Source organism: Curtobacterium sp. MCJR17_043 (assembly GCF_003224315.2).
Lineage (GTDB): Bacteria > Actinomycetota > Actinomycetes > Actinomycetales > Microbacteriaceae > Curtobacterium.
The window spans coordinates 804,358-821,546 of sequence record NZ_CP126259.1; the positions used below are offsets into that span (position 1 = coordinate 804,358).

At 69.1% G+C, this 17,189-nt stretch carries 17 protein-coding genes, 1 tRNA gene and 2 pseudogenes; 7 read left to right on the forward strand and 13 right to left on the reverse strand.

The features are described from left to right. Nucleotides 1-7: 7 nt before the first annotated feature. From DEJ15_RS04245 to DEJ15_RS04255, 3 genes and pseudogenes are all read right to left on the reverse strand, one after another. A complete protein-coding gene (locus DEJ15_RS04245; RefSeq protein ID WP_284175675.1) occupies nt 8-640 on the reverse strand; it encodes a restriction endonuclease subunit S domain-containing protein in 633 nt (210 codons plus the stop codon). Then, complete coding sequence (locus tag DEJ15_RS04250) at nt 633-1,343, reverse strand: N-6 DNA methylase (RefSeq protein ID WP_284176290.1); 711 nt, start codon at nt 1,341-1,343, stop codon at nt 633-635. Before DEJ15_RS04250 ends, DEJ15_RS04245 begins: the two co-directional genes overlap by 8 nt. After that, nucleotides 1,324-2,202 (reverse strand): annotated as a pseudogene (locus DEJ15_RS04255) (class I SAM-dependent DNA methyltransferase); the annotation flags it as partial. The gene DEJ15_RS04250 and the pseudogene DEJ15_RS04255, both read right to left, overlap by 20 nt. Before the next feature lie 112 nt (nt 2,203-2,314). Here DEJ15_RS04255 and DEJ15_RS04260 point away from each other — a divergent pair. Further along, nucleotides 2,315-2,719 (forward strand): VOC family protein, encoded by a 405-nt coding sequence (locus DEJ15_RS04260; protein WP_284175676.1) that lies wholly within the window; start codon nt 2,315-2,317, stop codon nt 2,717-2,719. Here the strand turns inward: DEJ15_RS04260 and DEJ15_RS04265 are convergent. Then, nucleotides 2,711-2,781: transfer RNA gene (locus tag DEJ15_RS04265), tRNA-Gly, on the reverse strand. The two genes, DEJ15_RS04260 and DEJ15_RS04265, sit on opposite strands and share 9 nt — an antisense overlap. A 186-nt stretch (nt 2,782-2,967) precedes the next feature. On the opposite strand from DEJ15_RS04265, the gene DEJ15_RS04270 reads away from it, so the two are divergent. Further along, nucleotides 2,968-4,074 carry a DUF6177 family protein gene (locus DEJ15_RS04270; RefSeq protein ID WP_284175677.1) on the forward strand — a complete coding sequence of 369 codons (1,107 nt, stop codon included), beginning with the start codon at nt 2,968-2,970 and terminating at the stop codon, nt 4,072-4,074. Next, nucleotides 4,064-4,411 carry a hypothetical protein gene (locus DEJ15_RS04275; protein WP_110823252.1) on the forward strand — a complete coding sequence of 116 codons (348 nt, stop codon included), beginning with the start codon at nt 4,064-4,066 and terminating at the stop codon, nt 4,409-4,411. Before DEJ15_RS04270 ends, DEJ15_RS04275 begins: the two co-directional genes overlap by 11 nt. A 27-nt stretch (nt 4,412-4,438) precedes the next feature. Here DEJ15_RS04275 and DEJ15_RS04280 read toward each other — a convergent pair whose 3' ends face one another. From DEJ15_RS04280 to DEJ15_RS04295, 4 genes are read right to left on the reverse strand one after another with little or no spacing between them, the layout of a single operon-like run. After that, on the reverse strand, nt 4,439-4,759 hold the full coding sequence (locus tag DEJ15_RS04280) for a ribonuclease HepT family protein (RefSeq protein ID WP_284175678.1): 321 nt from the start codon (nt 4,757-4,759) through the stop codon (nt 4,439-4,441). Continuing rightward, nucleotides 4,756-5,280 carry a helix-turn-helix domain-containing protein gene (locus tag DEJ15_RS04285; protein WP_110823256.1) on the reverse strand — a complete coding sequence of 175 codons (525 nt, stop codon included), beginning with the start codon at nt 5,278-5,280 and terminating at the stop codon, nt 4,756-4,758. The genes DEJ15_RS04280 and DEJ15_RS04285 overlap by 4 nt, the downstream gene beginning before the upstream one ends. Before the next feature lie 52 nt (nt 5,281-5,332). Further along, on the reverse strand, nt 5,333-5,920 hold the full coding sequence (gene dcd / locus DEJ15_RS04290; protein ID WP_110823258.1) for a dCTP deaminase: 588 nt from the start codon (nt 5,918-5,920) through the stop codon (nt 5,333-5,335). 31 nt (nt 5,921-5,951) lie between these two features. After that, nucleotides 5,952-6,275 carry a hypothetical protein gene (locus DEJ15_RS04295; RefSeq protein WP_284175679.1) on the reverse strand — a complete coding sequence of 108 codons (324 nt, stop codon included), beginning with the start codon at nt 6,273-6,275 and terminating at the stop codon, nt 5,952-5,954. Nucleotides 6,276-6,478: 203 nt separating this feature from the next. Here DEJ15_RS04295 and DEJ15_RS04300 point away from each other — a divergent pair, with 203 nt between their 5' ends. Together DEJ15_RS04300 and DEJ15_RS04305 are read left to right on the forward strand one after the other, a co-directional pair. Further along, the gene (locus DEJ15_RS04300; protein ID WP_181419440.1) at nt 6,479-7,195 is read left to right on the forward strand and encodes a GAF and ANTAR domain-containing protein; all 717 of its coding nucleotides are present in this window, start codon (nt 6,479-6,481) and stop codon (nt 7,193-7,195) included. Further along, the gene (locus tag DEJ15_RS04305) at nt 7,195-7,905 is read left to right on the forward strand and encodes a GAF and ANTAR domain-containing protein (RefSeq protein WP_110823264.1); all 711 of its coding nucleotides are present in this window, start codon (nt 7,195-7,197) and stop codon (nt 7,903-7,905) included. Before DEJ15_RS04300 ends, DEJ15_RS04305 begins: the two co-directional genes overlap by 1 nt. Before the next feature lie 19 nt (nt 7,906-7,924). Here the strand turns inward: DEJ15_RS04305 and DEJ15_RS04310 are convergent, their stop codons facing one another. Continuing rightward, nucleotides 7,925-8,659: a GAF and ANTAR domain-containing protein gene (locus tag DEJ15_RS04310; RefSeq protein WP_181419439.1), complete on the reverse strand. Its 735-nt coding sequence runs from the start codon at nt 8,657-8,659 to the stop codon at nt 7,925-7,927. Nucleotides 8,660-8,951: 292 nt separating this feature from the next. Here DEJ15_RS04310 and DEJ15_RS04315 point away from each other — a divergent pair. Together DEJ15_RS04315 and DEJ15_RS04320 are read left to right on the forward strand one after the other, a co-directional pair. Then, nucleotides 8,952-10,863: pseudogene (locus DEJ15_RS04315) on the forward strand (bifunctional copper resistance protein CopD/cytochrome c oxidase assembly protein). Between the two features lie 2 nt (nt 10,864-10,865). Beyond that, nucleotides 10,866-11,807 carry a class I SAM-dependent methyltransferase gene (locus DEJ15_RS04320; RefSeq protein ID WP_349814805.1) on the forward strand — a complete coding sequence of 314 codons (942 nt, stop codon included), beginning with the start codon at nt 10,866-10,868 and terminating at the stop codon, nt 11,805-11,807. A 260-nt stretch (nt 11,808-12,067) separates the two neighbouring features. On the opposite strand, the gene DEJ15_RS04330 is transcribed toward DEJ15_RS04320, so the two are convergent. The 4 genes from DEJ15_RS04330 to DEJ15_RS04345 all read right to left on the reverse strand — a co-directional run bounded on the left by DEJ15_RS04330 (nt 12,068) and on the right by DEJ15_RS04345 (nt 16,742). Continuing rightward, on the reverse strand, nt 12,068-13,186 hold the full coding sequence (locus DEJ15_RS04330) for a substrate-binding domain-containing protein (RefSeq protein ID WP_110823273.1): 1,119 nt from the start codon (nt 13,184-13,186) through the stop codon (nt 12,068-12,070). 107 nt (nt 13,187-13,293) lie between these two features. After that, complete coding sequence (gene mmsB, locus DEJ15_RS04335) at nt 13,294-14,586, reverse strand: multiple monosaccharide ABC transporter permease (protein ID WP_110823275.1); 1,293 nt, start codon at nt 14,584-14,586, stop codon at nt 13,294-13,296. Further along, nucleotides 14,583-16,106 (reverse strand): multiple monosaccharide ABC transporter ATP-binding protein, encoded by a 1,524-nt coding sequence (gene mmsA / locus DEJ15_RS04340; RefSeq protein WP_181419447.1) that lies wholly within the window; start codon nt 16,104-16,106, stop codon nt 14,583-14,585. Before mmsA ends, mmsB begins: the two co-directional genes overlap by 4 nt. Nucleotides 16,107-16,463: 357 nt before the next feature. Further along, nucleotides 16,464-16,742, reverse strand: coding sequence for a substrate-binding domain-containing protein (locus DEJ15_RS04345; protein ID WP_284176291.1), 279 nt, complete (start codon nt 16,740-16,742; stop codon nt 16,464-16,466). Nucleotides 16,743-17,189 lie beyond the last annotated feature (447 nt).

Genomic DNA, 17,189 nt, shown 5'->3' on the forward strand with positions numbered 1-17,189 from the left:
ATCCGCCCTACCCCAGGACGCCCCAGACACGACGGAGGCGAGCGAACCAACGTCGGCCGTCGCTTCGCCCCCCACTGGCATCGAGCATTGCACCAAGGAGCGAAGCGGCTTCAGTAGCCTCCGCCTCAACCGCTTCCTCAGCGTCGCCGAGGGCCGCCATCAGGTCCACGATGCGCCGCTGCTCGTCTAGCGACGGGAGCCTCAAGGGGATTGACTCGAAGGCGTTCTGGCTCAGCGTCTTCCGTCGCAGCACAGATCCAACGCACCTTACCGACATTGCCTCATGGAACTCCGGCGATGTAGTCAAAATCGCCATATATTCGGGAAGCAGTCGGGAGCGGTCGATCGAGTAGGTCGGGAAGGTTTGAGGAGTGACGAACGCTCCGTCAAACTCACTCGACACCACCGCACTCGGTGCCTCGAACGCTGTGATGGTTCGGTAGACCAGGTCATCGCTGTGAAGCTCGAGAAGCTTGCCGAATTTCATCGAGTCGCCGCGAACAGGGGCGCGGTCGACGAGACCCCACCCGCTGCGCTGCACACCGACGATCCGGTACAACACGTCGGCCTGGACGGCGGTGAAGTCTCTCCGCCGGGTAGTCACCTCGCCCAGCGTCACCTCACGCCACCCGTCACGCATCGAAGCCCGCTTCTCTTAGCCGCGCGTCGAGAGCAGCTCGCGCGCTGTTCATACGCTCCTGCGCTTCGCGCAGCGCTGCCAGCGCCGCGTCGACGTTCGCTTCAGCCTTGGTCTCCGTCTGGATATAGCGGCCAATATTCAGGTCATAGTCGTTCGATTGAATTTCGTCGCGCGCGACTAGGCTGACGTTGACGCCGCCTGCACCGTCGGCGTCGGTACCCGTCACGTAGCTCGTTGTGATGGAGTCGACGTCATCGTCGTCGAGGATGTTCTGGTTCCTGCCGGGCTTGAAGCGTGCCCGCGCGTCGATGAATAGAACCTGCCCTTGTCGCTCCACCGTCTTGCTTGCTCGGAAGATCAGTAGGGACACCGGGATCGATGTTGAATAGAACAGGTTGTTTGGCAGCCCAATCACGGCCTCGAGCAGGTCTTTCTCGATCACCCACCGGCGCATGTCGGATTCTCGGCCGCCACGGAAAAGCGCTCCGTGCGGCATGACAACGCCGACCCGGCCGGTGTCGTCTTTCATCGTGGCGAGCATGTGCTGGATCCATGCCCAGTCCCCGCTCTTTGCCGGCGGGACGATGCCGCCGAGAGCCCGCTTGTACTTGTCCTTCCCCCCAGGTGCTCGACGGCCAGTTGTCGAGGGAGAACGGCGGGTTGGCGATGACGATATCGAACTTGCGGAGCTCGCCGGTCTCATCGAGGAGCTTCGGTTCTCGAAAGGTGTCGCCACGCTTGATCTCGAAGTCCTCGAGCCCGTGGAGGTACAGGTTCATGCGGGCGATGCCCGCGGTGGTGAGGTTCTGTTCTTGGCCGTACAGCAGGAGTGAGTCAGGGTTGGCACCTGCGAGCTTCACGGCTTCGACCGTTTCGACAAGCATGCCGGCGGACCCGCATGCGGGGTCGCAGATCGAATCTCCTGGCTGCGGGTTGAGGATCTTCACCAGTAAATGGACGACGTGTCGAGGTGTGAAGAATTCACCAGCCTTTTTCCCGGATGCTTCCGCGAATTCTCGCAGCAGGTACTCGTACGCCGAGCCCAGCATGTCGCCGGACACGTGCGCCGGGTCGAGAGTGAGGCGAGCAAACACGCCCATGAGCGCCCTCAGCGCCGACTCGGGGATGCGCTCTGTGTTCGCCCAGTTCACGTCGCCGAACACGCCGGAGAGCTTGCCGGGATTGGCTTCCTGAGTGCTGACAAGGGCCTTGTTGAGCGCCGCGCCCGGCCTCTTCGTCACCCCATACGTGTCATCCCAGTGAGCCCCGTCAGGGACGAGGAACGTCTGATAGTCCTCTTCTTCGATTTCCTGGGTCCAGCCATCGCCGAGTTCCTCGACCGCCTGGTCGTGCCGGTAGTCGTAGACGTCGCTGATCCACTTGTAGAAGAGCACGGGGAAGACATAGGCCTTGAAGTCGCCTGGGTCGACCGGCCCGCGAAGGGCATTCGCAGCAGCCCAAAGCGCCTGCTCAAGCTCTCGTTGCGTGAGGTGGTCGGGGGTAGCGGGCACCAGCGTCATCGAGCCTCCGGTCGTGGGATTCCCCCGTTCCTGGGGCAGCATCACGCTATCGCGGGATGCGCGCGCTTGCGGCCTTCGTCATGGCCAGACCATATATACGATGCGTCTCCGGTCCGCCAATGCGCGGGTCGCTCGACGGCGACGGGACAAAGCTTTGAATCTCCGCGCCCTGCAGCCCAGCGACGCCGGCGTCGACTTCGGCAGCGGCGCGAGCTGGGTAGCTGGCGCGCTTCCGAGCGCGAAGCCCGTGCCCGAGCCGACGACCGTCAAGAACCGGGAGCACCTCGACCTGGGCGGCGAGGATGCCGCCGCCGAGATTCGCTCGTCACGCTCGGCGCTCTCCGAGTCCCCGGGATGGACGACGACGGCGGATTCCGAGCGAAACGAGGTCTGCGTGCTGCGCGAAGCTGTGTCAGGCGATGGGTCGTGCCGTCCTGCTCGGCGTCGGCAAGCTCAACCTGCTGCGCGTTTCAACGGCTGCAGTCTCAACTACTTCGAGAGAAGTCTCATCTGGGTTGAGAAACGACAAGCGACTCTGATCGAAAAACGGAGCGAGTGACGGGAATCGAACCCGCGCTACCAGCTTGGGAAGCTGGAGTTCTACCATTGAACTACACTCGCGCATCCCGCCGAACGGGACCGCACCAGCCTAGCGGATGATCCGCTGGATGCCAGCCGAGCGCTCCCGCGAGCCGCGGGGCGGACGTGTTCCGCGCCTCCCGGCCGCCCTGTCTCTCCGCTGTGAGACGCCGTCCTCCACGGACACTCCCCGGACGCCGTGTGTACCGTCCAGGGGGGACCAAGCGAGTGTCAGCACGACCGAACCGAGGAGGAACCGGATGGTCAGGCATCCCCCTCATCGACGACGTGGTCGGACCGGCCATCGTGGTGGATTCGAGCGCGCCGGTCGTCTGGCTGACCGAGTCCTTCGACTCGCTGCTGCGTCGTGCGTCCGCCTCCGGTCGCACGGTCGTCCTGCGGACCGGCCCGGAGGCTGCGCTCACCCCCGCCCTCCGGCACGCGCTCGGCACCCACGGTGCCGCATGGGCAGTCCGCGGGTCGGACGGCGAGCTGCGCGACGGTCGCACCGGCGTGCCCGCCGCCGGCATCGAGGACTTCGTCGAGCACGGACCGGAACTGCTCGGCGACCCGTCGCCGGAGCACCGGGAGGCCCGGGGCTCGGTCCGGCAGATCAGCATCGACCTCACGCTCCGCCACCACGACGAGCGGTCGGTGGACGTCGGTTCCGCGATCGAAGCGCTCTGCGCTGCCGTCGACACCTGCCCGACACGGTGGGGGACCTCCGAGCCGCTCACCTCTGCCTGGGACCGCTGGGTCGTCACGCAGTACGCGAAGCACGAGTCGCCGGGCATCAGCACCTCCTACGCCGTCGGCGACGGCATCTCCGCGACGATGACAGCGCATCTGACCGACGGGGTCGTCGTCGAGACGATGTCCGCGGTGCTCACGGTGCCCGAGGGCGGGACGGATCCCGGGCTCGCCGGTCGTCTGCTGGACGCTGTGCACCGGGTCGCGAGCGACGTCGAGCCGGTGTTCGGCGTCGTCATGCAGCGCCGCGGGGACGCCGACCACCTGGTCCGCGCGGTCTCGTACGGCGAGCCGGAGCCGCTCGCGGTGATCGTCGGCCCCGAGGCCACCCGATTCCTCGACCGCCGCGGCGAATGGCCGCCGGTCCGCACCACGACCGAGACCTTCGCCGGCGAGGTCGGCGAGGGGCTCGTCGTCCGCTTCGAGGACGGCTGGGTCGCACTCGAGTCGTTCCTCGACCGCATCGACGAGGACCGCTTCCTGCAGCTCGTCGGCGGGGCCCCGCTCGACCCGGCCCACGACGACGGCGCCCTCGGGGCGCACGCCATGCAGCACGGCGGGCAGGGGTCGCAGGGTGCCGCGTGAGGTGACCCTGCTCTGTCGTGGTCCGGTCGAGGTCCGCGACGTGGCCGAAGCCCTGCTCCTGCACGACGACTCCTGGGGCGTCCGTGCCCTCGACGACGGCCCGATGACGCAGGTCTGCCGCGACGCGACGCACCCGGTCATCACGGTGCTCGGGGTCCGTCGGGTCGACTCCCTGGACGAGGTCACCCGACTCCTGCCGGACGCCCCGGCGATGTCCGTCCCGCTGTGGTGGGTCGACACCGTCACGCCGCTGGGCGCGGACGGCGAGGCCGGGGTCACCGCGGCCCTCGAGGCATCGCTCGACCTCGATGCGGTGTGCATCGTGCACGGGGACTGACGGTCCGGCGCTCCTGGTCAGGGGCAGTCACCGCGGAGCCGCTCGACGGCGTCGCGGAGCGCGGGGACGTCGGTGCGGGCGGTGTTCAGCAGGACGGAGGCGGGGGGCGTCGGACGGTCGGCGCGTCAGCTGCTCTCCGAGTGCCGCCAGCCGCGCCCAGGGGATCGTCGGTTCGGTCGCGGTCATCGCTGGCGGCAACTCCCGGACCGAGGACGCGATGTCGACGAGGCGCATCCGGACGGCGTCCGCGACGACCGCCTCGGGCAACGTCGGGTCGTCGGCGTACTCCTGGATCCGCGCGCACGCTGTGACGACGTCCTCCAGCGACCGCTCGACCGCCCTGGTCACAGCGGGACCGTCCGGTCGAGGACGTCGGAGGGCAGGGCATCGGCGGCGAGGACCTCGACCCGCACCCCGAGCAGCTGCTCCGCTTCGTCCTGCATCCGCATGAGGGCGAAGATCCCGGCGGCAGGGGCCAGCTCCACGACGAGGACGACGTCTGCTGCCCACTCGTCCGGGTGGGCTCGCTCCGTGCCGTCGAGCAGCTGCCGCACGCCGACCGCGCCGTGCTGCTGCAGCACGCCGAACAGCTCGTCCCGGTGCCGTGCGACCAGTCGTCGGAGCGGTGCCGGTTCGGCCACGGGCTGCAGGTCGATCGCCGTCCGGAACCCGGCGGCGAGCAGGAGCCGCTGCAGGGCTGCCAGTGAGGGCTCCCGGCGGCCGTTCTCGTACGTGCTGATGACGCTCTGGGTGACACCGGCGCGGGCGGCGAGTTGGACCTGGGTCAGGTCGGCGCGCTGCCGTGCCTCGCGGATGATCGCGGCGGCGGAGAGCGTCATCGGTGACGCACGAGGATGGCGTGGCAGCATGGCGCCACGATACACAGTATTCCGTATTTCGTACGCCTACAGAGGGACTCGATCAGTTCGAGCGCGACACGTCCGCACGGTGGAAGTTCAACGCCGAACGGGACGGCGTCGGCCCGCGCTGCCCCTGGTACCTCGACTGGTACTCGGCGGACCCGTACGGCTTCTCGGCCGGGCTCGACAGCTGGAAGAAGCAGAGCTGCCCGATCTTCATCCCGGGCCACAGCTTGATGGGCAGGGTCGCGACGTTCGACAACTCCAGGGTCACGTGTCCGGAGAAGCCCGGGTCGATGAAGCCCGCCGTCGAGTGGGTCAGGAGGCCCAGTCGGCCGAGCGAGCTCTTGCCCTCGAGTCGTGCGGCGATGTCGTCCGGCAGCGAGACCACCTCGAACGTCGACCCGAGCACGAACTCACCCGGGTGCAGGACGAACGCCTCGTCCGGGTCGGTCTCGACCAGGCGGGTGAGCTCGGGCTGGTCCTCGGCGGGGTCGATGTGCGGGTACTTGTGGTTGTCGAACAGCCGGAAGTACTTGTCGAGCCGGACGTCGATGCTCGACGGCTGCACGAGCGAGGCGTCGTACGGGTCGAGGCCGATCCGGCCCTGGTCGAGCTGAGCGGCGATGTCGCGGTCGGAGAGCAGCACGCTGGAAGCCTAGTCGTCGGCCCGTGCCCCGTCAGGACTCGAAGGCGTCGAGGACCCAGTCGTCGGTGGGCAGGGTGCGGTCGTGCCAGCGCATCCGGATCGAGCCGTCGTGGACCGCGTGGAAGTCGGGGTGGCCCTCACGGAGCTGGCAGCGGTGCCCGTGCAGCGTCCGCGGGCAGCGGTCCTGGTCCGGTACGGCCCCGCTGCGGCCGACGACTGCCCCGACCAGGCGGACGGCGACGCGGCGCAGGCGAGCACGGCCGGTGCGACGGAGGCTCGCGCGCCGGAGGACGGGACGCGCGGCGGACGGGGGGACGACGTGATGTGCGCACAGGATGCTCCAGCTGTTCGCCATGGATCTGATGGATCGAGCGGCCGGGGTCTGGGGCTACCGAAACGCTAACCGCGCGCACCTCGGAGTGGGTGGAGTCCGCGCGACTAGGCTGAAGGTGTCCGCTTCAGCACCCAGCCCCCCGCGCTGCAGCCACTTCTCGCAGGAGCGCTGATACCCATGACCACCACCACCACACCCACGGGCTCCCTCGCCCGGGGCCGACGATGACTTCCTTCACCGACGCAGCCCGTCGCCTCCAGGGTGGCGACGACGACGCCCTGGCGGGTGCGTTCGTCGACGTCCTCCCGGTGGCCGGCGCCGCGCTCTCCACGCTCGGTCGGCCCTTCGGCAGCGCCGTGATCGCCGCCTCTGATCCGCGAGCCGCGGAGTCGGACGAACAGCAGGTGCTCCTCGGTGAGGGCCCGGGCTGGTCTGCGCTGCGGAGTGGGGCTCCCGTCCTCGCCTACGACCTGAGCGAGACGACCGACGACGAATGGCCGTCCACCCGTGCGGCCCTGCGGGCGACGGGATGGGCCGGGCTGCTCTCGTTCCCGCTCTCCGTCGGCACCTTCGACATCGGCGCCGTGACGCTGTACCGACTCGAGACCCAGCCGCTCGCACCCGCCGAGCTCTCCGAGGCGAAGCTGCTCGCCGGGCTGGCCGCGCTCCGTGTCCTGTACACGACGACGCGTGACCTCGAAGGCGGCATCGCCACCTCTGCCGTCTCCGTCACACATTCGTCCGGGCGTCACGTGCACCAGGCGACCGGCATGGTGGTCGCCCAGCTGGGCCTCACTCCGGAGAACGCGCTGCTGGTCCTCCGTGCACGCGCCTTCGCGGACGGGCAGCCCCTCCGCGCCATAGCCGAAGCCGTCATCGAGCGGCGCATCGACTTCCGAGACCCACGCACAAACGACCCCGCACGGAAAGAAGACCGCTGATGACGCAGAGCAGAGAGCAACGCCTCGTCGACACGTTCGTCACCCTCGCCGACACCCTCGTCGACGACTACGACGTCATCGAACTGCTCCAGATGCTGGTGGGGAAGGCAGCGGACCTGTTCGACGTCACCGCGGCCGGCATCATGCTCGCGACCCGGACCGACGAACTCGAGTTGGTCGCGTCGACCAGCGAGCGGAGCAACCTCGTCGGCGTCATGCAGCTCGACGCCGGCGAAGGTCCCTGCGTCGAGGCCTACCGCACCGGCCGGGTCGTCACCGTGGGCAGCACCGCCGAGTTGCGCCGACGGTGGCCAGCGTTCGCAGCGGCGTCGGAGCGGTTCGGGTACGCGTCGGTGCACGCCATCCCGCTCCGTCTGCGGGACGAGACGCTCGGCTCGATGAACCTCTACCGCGAGCGGCCGGGTGCGCTGGGCGACGAGGACATCGTCGCCGCCCAGGCGCTGACGGACGTCGCGACCATCAGCATCCTGCAGCAGCGCGGACTCGAGCGGGCCACCATCGCGCGCGACCAGCTCCAGCGGGCGCTCGACAGCCGGGTGGTCATCGAGCAGGCCAAGGGGTTCCTCGCGCAGACGCACGAGGTCGACATGGACCAGGCGTTCGTGATGCTCCGGTCCTACGCGCGGTCCCACCAGGTGCCGCTCGCGGAGACCGCGCGGCAGGTCGTCGAGCGGACCGTCTCGATCTGAGGATGACCGGGGCCGACCGTCAGGCGAGCTCGCGCAGGTCGGCCCCGTGCTGGATGACGTCCGCGGCGACGTCGCGCAGACCGCGGCCGGTGCGCACGGCGCCGTCCCGGAGGACCCGGAAGGCCTCGTCGATCTGGACGTCCCGCCGGTACGCCAACGCGCCCTTGGCCTGTTCGAGCAGCACCCGGGCCTCCAGGGCGTCCGCGATCTGCTCGTCGAGCGTCCGTTGCGTCCCCTGCGCGCGGTGGCGTGCCAGAGCCGCGGAGGCCGCGTCGGCGAGCAACTGGATCATCACGACGTCCTGGTCGTCGTGTCCCCGGTCGTGGTCCGCGAAGACGCACAGGCATCCGATGGTCGCGGTCCGCAGCCGGATGGGCTCGGCGAAGGTGCCGATCAGTCCGCGGTCGCTCATGGTCTGGACGAAGGTCGGCCATTCCGCGGCCTTCGTGGAGACGTCCGGGACGTCGATCGTCCCGCCGGTCCGGTAGCAGTCCAGACAGGACCCCTCGTTCGTGCCGAGCTGGGCTTCCTCGGCGTCGATGCCCCGCTCGCTCGTCGAGGCGATCACGTGCAGGACGCCGGACCGGTCGGCCAGGACGATCCCCGCCTCGGCGGACCCGGTCCACCGCACGCATGCGTCCACCGCCCGGGTCATGGCGTCGAGGACGTCGAGCGACGGGTCCAGCACGGCGGCGACCGCGCCGAGCACGTGGTCGAACCGGTCCTGGTCGTCGAACTCTGTCGTCGTCGTCACCCGCCCGAGCGTACGGGGGGTGGCCCGGGACGCCGCGCAGCATCCTGCCCTCGCGCGTCCAGACCCGCGCGCCTACGATGGAGGGTCCGCGGACCGCGGACGGAACCGACCCGAGACAGGTATGGCCGTCACGTCACCCCAGCCCCACCCCGACGCCGCAGGTCGTCCGGACACCGCCTCCCGACCGGGAGGCCCGGCACCGGAGACCGCGCCCGTCACCACCCGCACGTCCACCGTCGCGACCGTCCTCGTGATCGCCCTGCCGCTCGTCGTGGCGTGCGCGCTCCTCGGGATGACGATCACCGGGGCGTTCACCGCGAACCAGCAGCTCGTCTCCGCGGGTGACGTCGTGCAGTTCGGTCTCGTCGCCGCCCGTGGTGTGCACGACGGGGTCGCCGCGCTGACCGTCGGTCTGCTCATCGTCGCCGCGTTCGCGCTGCCCGCGCAGAAGGCCGACCACGGGGCGATGTCCTCCGTGCAGCACCGGGCCGCTCGGTGGGCGGCGGTCTCCGGGTCGGTCTGGTTCCTCGCCGCGGTCGCCGGGATCGTCCTGACCGGGGCGAACACCCTCGGCGTCCCGCTGACGAGCCCCGTCTTCGCCCGCAACTTCCTGCTCTTCGCATTCCAGGTCGAGATCGGGCAGTCGCTCGTCGTCTCCGCCGCGGCCGTGCTCATCGCCACGCTCGTCGCCGCGTTCGCCACCCGGGCCACGACCCTCGCCGTCGCCACGGTCGCCGCGCTGTTCGCCCTGCTGCCGCTCGCGCTCTCCGGCCACGCCGCCGGCTCGCTCGAGCACGCGAACGCCGTCAACTCGCTCGCCGTGCACCTGCTCGGCGTGTGCGTCTGGGCCGGTGGACTCGTCGCCGTCGTGCTCCTGCGTGTCCGGACGAAGGGCGCCACCGGACGGGTCGTCGCGCGGTACTCCACGCTCGCCGGGTGGGCCTTCGCCGCCGTGGCGTTCTCCGGCATCGTCAACGCGCAGCTCCGGCTGACCGGGCCGCTCGACCTCGTCACGACGCCCTACGGCTGGCTCATCACGACGAAGGCCGCGATCCTCGTGCTCCTCGGGATCGCCGGGGTCGTACAGCGCCGCAAGCTCGTGCCCGGGCTGCTCCGCGCCCCGACCGACCGCCGACTGTTCGTCCGCTTCGCCCTGGCCGAGATCGTGTTCATGGCCGTCGCGATCGGCGTCTCGGTCGCCGTCGCCCGCAGCCAGCCGCCGATCCCGCAGACGCCGGAGACCGGGGCCGACACCCGCTCCGGGCTCATCGGGTACCCGTACCCGCCCGAGCAGACGATGCAGACCTACCTGTCGCACTGGCACATCGACTGGATGTGGCTCGCGCTCGCCCTGGTCGGCGCCGGCTGGTACCTGTGGAGCGTCCGCAAGCTCAAGCAGCGCGGTGACTCCTGGCCGGTCGGCCGGACCATCGCCTGGCTCGTCGGCTGCGCCGTGTTCATCTGGACGACCTCCGGGGGGACCGGCCGTCTACGGCATGATCCACTTCTCGTCGCACATGGTGCAGCACATGCTGCTCATGATGTTCGTCCCGCTGCCGCTCGTGCTCGGCGGTCCGGTGCTCCTCGCGCTGCGGACCCTGCCGGTGCGCAACGACGGCTCACGCGGTGCCCGTGAATGGCTCATGCTCTTCGTGCACTCGCGGTGGATGCAGTTCCTCGCGAAGCCCGCGGTCGCCGGGGTGGTCTTCGCCGGGTCCCTCGTCGTGTTCTACTTCACGCCGGCGTTCGAGTACGCGATGCAGTCCCACGAGTGGCACATCGTGATGATCGTGCACTTCGTCCTGAGCGGGTACCTGTTCTTCTGGGTGTTCGTCGGCATCGACCCGGGCCCCCAGCGCCCGCAGTACCCGATCCTCATCATCGCCCTGCTCGCGACCCTGGCCTTCCACGCGTTCTTCGGCGTCGCGGTGATGACGTCGCAGTCGGTGTACGCGATCGACTGGTTCCACGCCCTCGGACAGACGAACGACGCGGCACTGCTCGACGACCAGCACACCGGCGGCGGCATCGCGTGGGGCGCCTCCGAGCTGCCGATGGTGTTCGTCGTGCTCATCGTCGTGCGCAACTGGGTGCGGTCGGACGAGCGCACCGCCAAGCGGAAGGACCGCCAGGCGGAGCGGGACGGCGACGCCGAGCTCGACGCGTACAACGAGCGCCTGTCGGCGATGCAGCGGCGCGACTGAGCATGTCCACCGGCTCGGGGGCCGACAGCGGCGCCGTCCGGGACGCGTACGGACGGCGCGCAGCCGAGTACACCGAGCAGCTCGGGTCCATGGTGTCGATGCACGCTGCCGACGTCCACCTCGTCACGACGTGGGCGGCGGGGCTCGGCGGCCCCGTGCTCGACGCCGGGTGCGGTCCCGGCCACTGGAGTGGCCACCTCGCCGACCGGGGGCTCGACGTCGTCGGACTGGACCAGGTGCCGGCGTTCGTCGAGCACGCGCGGCGGACCCATCCGTCCGCTCGGTTCCACCTGGGCAGCGTCGACGACGTGCCGGCCGAGGACGGGCACTTCGCCGGCGTGCTCGCCTGGTACTCGCTCATCCACCACGGCCCGGCGGGCATCGGTCGGCCGTTGGCGGAGGCGGCGCGGGTCCTCCGCCCGGGCGGCGGGCTGCTCGTCGGCTTCTTCACCGGCGATCGCGCAGCGCCGTTCGACCACGCGGTGACGACCGCGTACCGCTGCCGCCCGACGCACTGGCCGACGCGGTCCGCGCCGCCGGTTTCACGGTGCTCGAGGTCCACACCCGGACAGTGGCGACGCCGGGCCCCCGCCCGCACGGCGCGCTGCTCGCGGTGCGCTGACCGACGCGACCGGACGCCGGACCGGGCCGGTGCGGAGGGGCGCGGATCGGGCCTCCAGGCCGGTGCGGAGGACCGGCGGGCGAGCAGTCAGGGGAGGTCGTGCGGCCCGCGGAACTGTCCCCAGCCGAAGCGGCTCTCGGCGATGAACTCCTGCAGGGCACTCTGCACCAAGCGGGCCATCATCTCGGGCCCGTCGTCGAGCCAGAGCCCCCCCGGACACTCCACGCTCTCCGGCGATCCGCCACCACACGACCGCGTTGTTCGTCTCGACCAGGTCGTCCGGCTGGAGGGCGTGCCCCCCACGGGTCGTCAGCCGGGGTGAGGTGGAAGCGGGTCGAGCGCAGCTCGTCGGCGTGCAGCATCTCGCGGAACACCGGTTCGAGGAGCGCGAGGACCGCCCGCACCTCCATCACCGCACCCTCGGCCACGGGGACACGCTACCGGCGCACGGGCACACCGAGCCGGCCTGGAGGCGCGGGGCGGGCCTCCAGGCCGGCGCCCGGGAACGCCGCGGCGGGGGGCGGGAACGAGGAAGGGCCCCGGCGCTGACGCGACGGGGCCCTTCTGCTGGAGCGGGCAGGCTCAGCCCTTCTTGGCGAGCTCGGAGAGCGTCGCGTCGTTCTTGTAGGCCTCGACGGCGTTGTCCTTGGTGACGAGGACCGGGGTCAGCTCGACGGTGGGGACGATCTTCTTGCCGTTGTCGTTGTTCTTGTCCTTCACGGTCTCCGGCTTCTTGCCGTCGGCCAGGTCGGACACCAGGTCGATCGCGGCCTGGGCCTCGTCGGTGGTGTTCTTGTAGATGGTCGAGTACTGCGTGCCCTGCATGATGAGCGGGATCGACGCGGTCTCGGAGTCCTGACCGGTCACGACGGGGTTGTCCTTGCCGGCGGCCTTGGTCGCGGTGAGGATGGCGCGGGCCAGGGTGTCGTTCGGGGAGAGGACGCCGTCGAGCTCGGTGTCACCCGTGTAGTACTGGGCCAGGAGGTCCGTCATGCGCGACTGGGCCTTCTGCGCGAGCCAGCCCTGGGTGGCGACCTTCTGGAAGGTGGTCTGGCCCGAGGTGACCTTCAGCGTGCCGTCGTCGATCTTCGGCTGCAGGACGTCCATCGCACCGTTGAAGAACACGGTGGCGTTGGCGTCGTCCGGCGAACCGGCGAAGATCTCGACGTTGTACGGCTTGTCGCCCTTCTTCTCCTCGAGGCCCTTGAGGAGCGCCTGCGCCTGGAGCTGGCCGACCTTGAAGTTGTTGAACGCGACGTAGTAGTCGACGTTCTCGGTGTTCAGGATGTTGCGGTCCCAGGCGATGACGGTCGCACCGGCGGCCTTGGCGGCCTTCACCTGCGAGCCGAGCTGCGAACCGTCGGCGGCACCGATGATGACGGCCTTGGCACCCTTGGTGACCATGCCGGAGATCTGCGACTGCTGGTCCGGGACCGGGCTGCCGGCGTTGGCGTACTGGATGTCGGCCTTGAAGCCGGCTTCCTCGATCGACTTCTTGAACGCGGCGCCCGCGAGCACCCAGTTCTGCGAGGTCTTCGCCGGGAGGGCGACGCCGATGAGGTCGCCCTTCTTGATGGTCGAGCTGGAGCCGGAGCCCGAACCCGAGTCGGAGCCCTCCGTGTTGCCACGGGCCGAGCAGCCGCTGAGGGCGAGGCCCGCGATGAGCGCCAGGCTGACGCCGGCGACGATCTTCTTGCGCATGTGATTGCTTTCTCTTCGTTGAGGAGGTGGGGCCGGGGCCCCGCTGTGGTGGATGGGTCGTACCGGGTGTCCCGGCGGCCGGTCACCCGACCGCCGGGATCCCCGAGCTAGGGGAGGGTGACCTTCTCAGGCTGGTCCTCGATCGAGCGCGGCTGCTGCGCACCGATCGTGTTGTCCTCGGTGTCCTTGCGCTGGAACTGCCGCATCATGCCGCCGATCAGCGACGGGCGGCCCTGCGACTTCGAGTACACGTCGAAGGCGACGGCGACGAGCAGGACGAGACCGCGGATGATCTGGACGCGGTTCGACTCGAGACCCATGAGCTGCAGGCCGTTCGACAGCAGCGCCATGACGAGACCACCGATGATCGAGCCGGAGATCGTGCCGACACCACCGGCGACGGCGGCACCACCGACGAACACGGCGGCGATCGCGTCGAGCTCCCAGCCGGTGCCGTCCGCGGGGCCCGAGGCGCCCGAGTAGGCGACGAAGACCATGCCGGCGATCGCGGCGAGGACCGACATGTTCATCATGACGAAGAAGTTGACCTTCTTCGCGGAGACACCGGACAGGACCGCGGCGTTGGCGTTGCCACCGACGGCGTAGACCTGGCGGCCGAAGATCGTGTTCTTCGTGACGAAGCCGTAGACGATGGTCAGGACGCCGAGGATGATCGCGACGATCGGGACCGAGGTGCCGACCGGGCCGGCGGCGAACAGGTAGGTCGCGAAGAGCGTGACGGCGACGAGGATGCCCGTGCGGACGATCGAGACCCACAGCGGCGGGACGTCGGCGTGCATCTTCTTGCGGCGGGCACGGCCACGGGCCTCGATGATGATCAGCGCGGCGATCGTCGCGAGCCCGATGATGAGCGTGCCGTTGCTGAAACCGAAGTCGGGACCGAAGTCACCGAGGAAGCCGGCGCCGATCGGGGTGTACGCGTCCGGGACGGGGACCGAGGTGGACGAGCCGATGATCTGGTTCGCACCACGGAAGATGAGCTGACCGGCGAGCGTCACGATGAAGGCCGGGACCTTCACGAACGCCACCCAGAAGCCCTGCCACGCACCGATCAGCGCGCCGATGGCGAGCCCGAGGACGATCGCCGCCCAGACCGGGAAGTGCCAGACCGCCATGGACTGCGCCACGACGATGCCGACGACCGCCGCGACCGAACCGACCGACAGGTCGATGTGGCCGGCGATGATCACCATGACCATCCCCAGCGCGAGGATGAGGATGTAGGAGTACTGCAGGAACAGGTTGATCACGTTGGTGGGCTCGAGGATGAGCCCCTGGGTCGTGATCGAGAACAGGATGAGCAGCACGACGAGCGCGATGATCATGCCGTACTGGCCGATGCTGTTGCCCTTGCCGAAGAGCAGTTTCAGGTTGTTCATGAGACGGTGGCGCCCTTCCGCGCGGACGTCATGCTGCGCATGAGCGTTTCTGGATCGGCCTGGTCGGCCGGGAGGTCAGCGGTGATCTGCCCCTCGAAGATGGTGTAGATCCGGTCGGAGAGACCGAGGAGTTCGGGGAGCTCGGACGAGATGAGGATGATGCCCTTCCCCTCGGCCGCGAGCTGCTGGATGATCCCGTAGATCTCGAACTTCGCACCCACGTCGATGCCGCGGGTGGGTTCGTCGAGGATGAGGATGTCCGGGTCGGTGAACATCCACTTCGACAGGACGACCTTCTGCTGGTTGCCGCCGGAGAGCTTGCCGACGTTGTCCTCGACCGAGGGCACCTTCGTGCGGAGCATCTTCCGGTACTTCTCGGCGACCGAGTACTCCTCGAGGGAGTCGACGACCCCGCCCTTGGAGATCTTCTTCAGATCGGCGGCGACGGTCGAGCGCTTGACGGTGTCGAGCAGGTTGAGGCCGAGGGCCTTGCGGTCCTCCGACACGTAGCCGAGGCCGTTGTCGATGGCCTGCTGGACGTTCGTGACCTTGATCTCGCGGCCGTCCTTGATGATCTGCCCGTCGAGCCAGGTGCCGTACGAGCGACCGAACAGGCTCATCGCCAGCTCGGTGCGGCCGGCACCCATCAGGCCGGCGAAGCCGACGATCTCGCCCCGGCGGACGTGGAAGTTCGAGCCCTTGCAGACCAGGCGCGACGCGTCGAGCGGGTGCTGCACGGTCCAGTTCCGGACCTCGAAGAACGTCTCGCCGATCTTCGGCGTGCGGTCCGGGAAGCGCGACTCGAGCGACCGACCGACCATGCCTCGGATGATGCGGTCCTCGTTGACGCCGTCCGCCTTGACGTTGAGCGTCTCGATGGTCTTGCCGTCGCGGATGATCGTGATCTCGTCGGCGATCTGCTCGATCTCGTTGAGCTTGTGGCTGATGATGATGCTCGAGATGCCCTTGGCCTTCAACCCGACGATGAGGTCGAGGAGGTGCTGGGAGTCGTTCTCGTTCAGCGCGGCGGTCGGCTCGTCGAGGATGAGGAGCTTGACGTCCTTGTGCAGGGCCTTGGCGATCTCCACCAGCTGCTGCTTGCCGACACCGATGTTCTTGATCTGCGTGTCCGGGTCGTCGGCCAGGCCGACGCGGGCGAGCAGGTCCTGCGCGCGGAGCTGCGCGGCGGTCCAGTCGATGCGACCGAAGCGGCCCGGCTCGTTGCCGAGGAACAGGTTCTCCGTGATGGAGAGCTCCGGGATCAGCGCCAGCTCCTGGTGGATGATGACGATGCCGGCCTGCTCGGACTGCTTGATGTTCGAGAAGCGGACTTCCTCGCCCTCGTAGACGATCTCGCCCTCGTACGTGCCGTACGGGTACACGCCCGACAGCACCTTCATCAGCGTGGACTTGCCAGCGCCGTTCTCGCCGCAGATCGCGTGGATCTCGCCGGCTCGGACGCTCAGCGAGACGTCGGAGAGCGCCTTCACACCAGGGAACTCCTTGGTGATGGAACGCATCTCGAGGATCGTCTCGGGAGCGGTGATCGAACGGGTCTCGAGCCCGCTCTCGATCGGGTCGTGACCCTGTGGGGTTGACGCCACGGTGCATCTCCTTCTGCCGCTGCGATGCGGCAGTCCTTCGGTGGAACAGCTGCGGCATCCGAAGGGCACGAGGGTGCGTGCGGACTTCGTTGTCGCGTCCGGTGTCCCCCCGTGTGACGGGCCATGTGAACGGTCACATCGAGGAACGGAGGTAATCCTACGCACAGGCTCGCCCGGGCTGTCAATTCGGACGGGTCGCGATTCGGTAACGCTGCGGGCACTTCCGCGCGCAGTGGCTCGCACGCCCCTCGGGCTGGGGACAGACCGACCGGTTCAGCGGTGGCGCGGAGCCCCGGTCGATCCACGGACGACGAGTTGCGGGACGATGTCGATCGGGCGCAGCAGGTCGTCCCCGCTCGGCAGCAGGATGTCCACGCTCCGGCGCCCGAGCTCGGCGAAGTCCACCTGCACGGTGGTCAGCGGTGGCCAGAAGTGCTTCGCCTCCGGGATGTCGTCGTACCCGACCACGGACAGGTCGCCGGGGACGTCGAGCCCGTAGGAGCGGGCGGCGTGCATGACGCCGAGCGCCATCGCGTCGTTCGAGCAGAACACCGCCGTGCAGTCCCGGTAGCGGAGCAGTTCCCGCCCGGCGTGGTAGCCGAAGTCCGCCGTCCAGTCGCCGAGGACCGGGGGGCTGCACCGGCTTGTCCCGGTCGGACATCTCGCGCAGGAACCCCTGCATCCGGGCGTCCGCTTCGATCCAGTCCTGCGGGCCGGCGATGTGTCGCACGTACTCGTGACCGAGGTCGAGCAGGTGCGCGGTCGCCAGCCGGGCGCCCTCCATCTGGTCGACCCAGAGGGCTGTCGGGTCCTCGCCGACGCTCGAGCGCATCGTCACGTACGGGGTGCGCACGCCGAGCTCCTCGATGAGGTCGAACACCCGCTGTTGCGGAGCGATGACGACGATGCCCTCGACGTCCTGGTCGAGCAGGTGACCGAGCCCGTCGCGCACCGCCGCATCGGTCGGTTCCGCGATGTTGGCGGTCGTGACGGAGTACC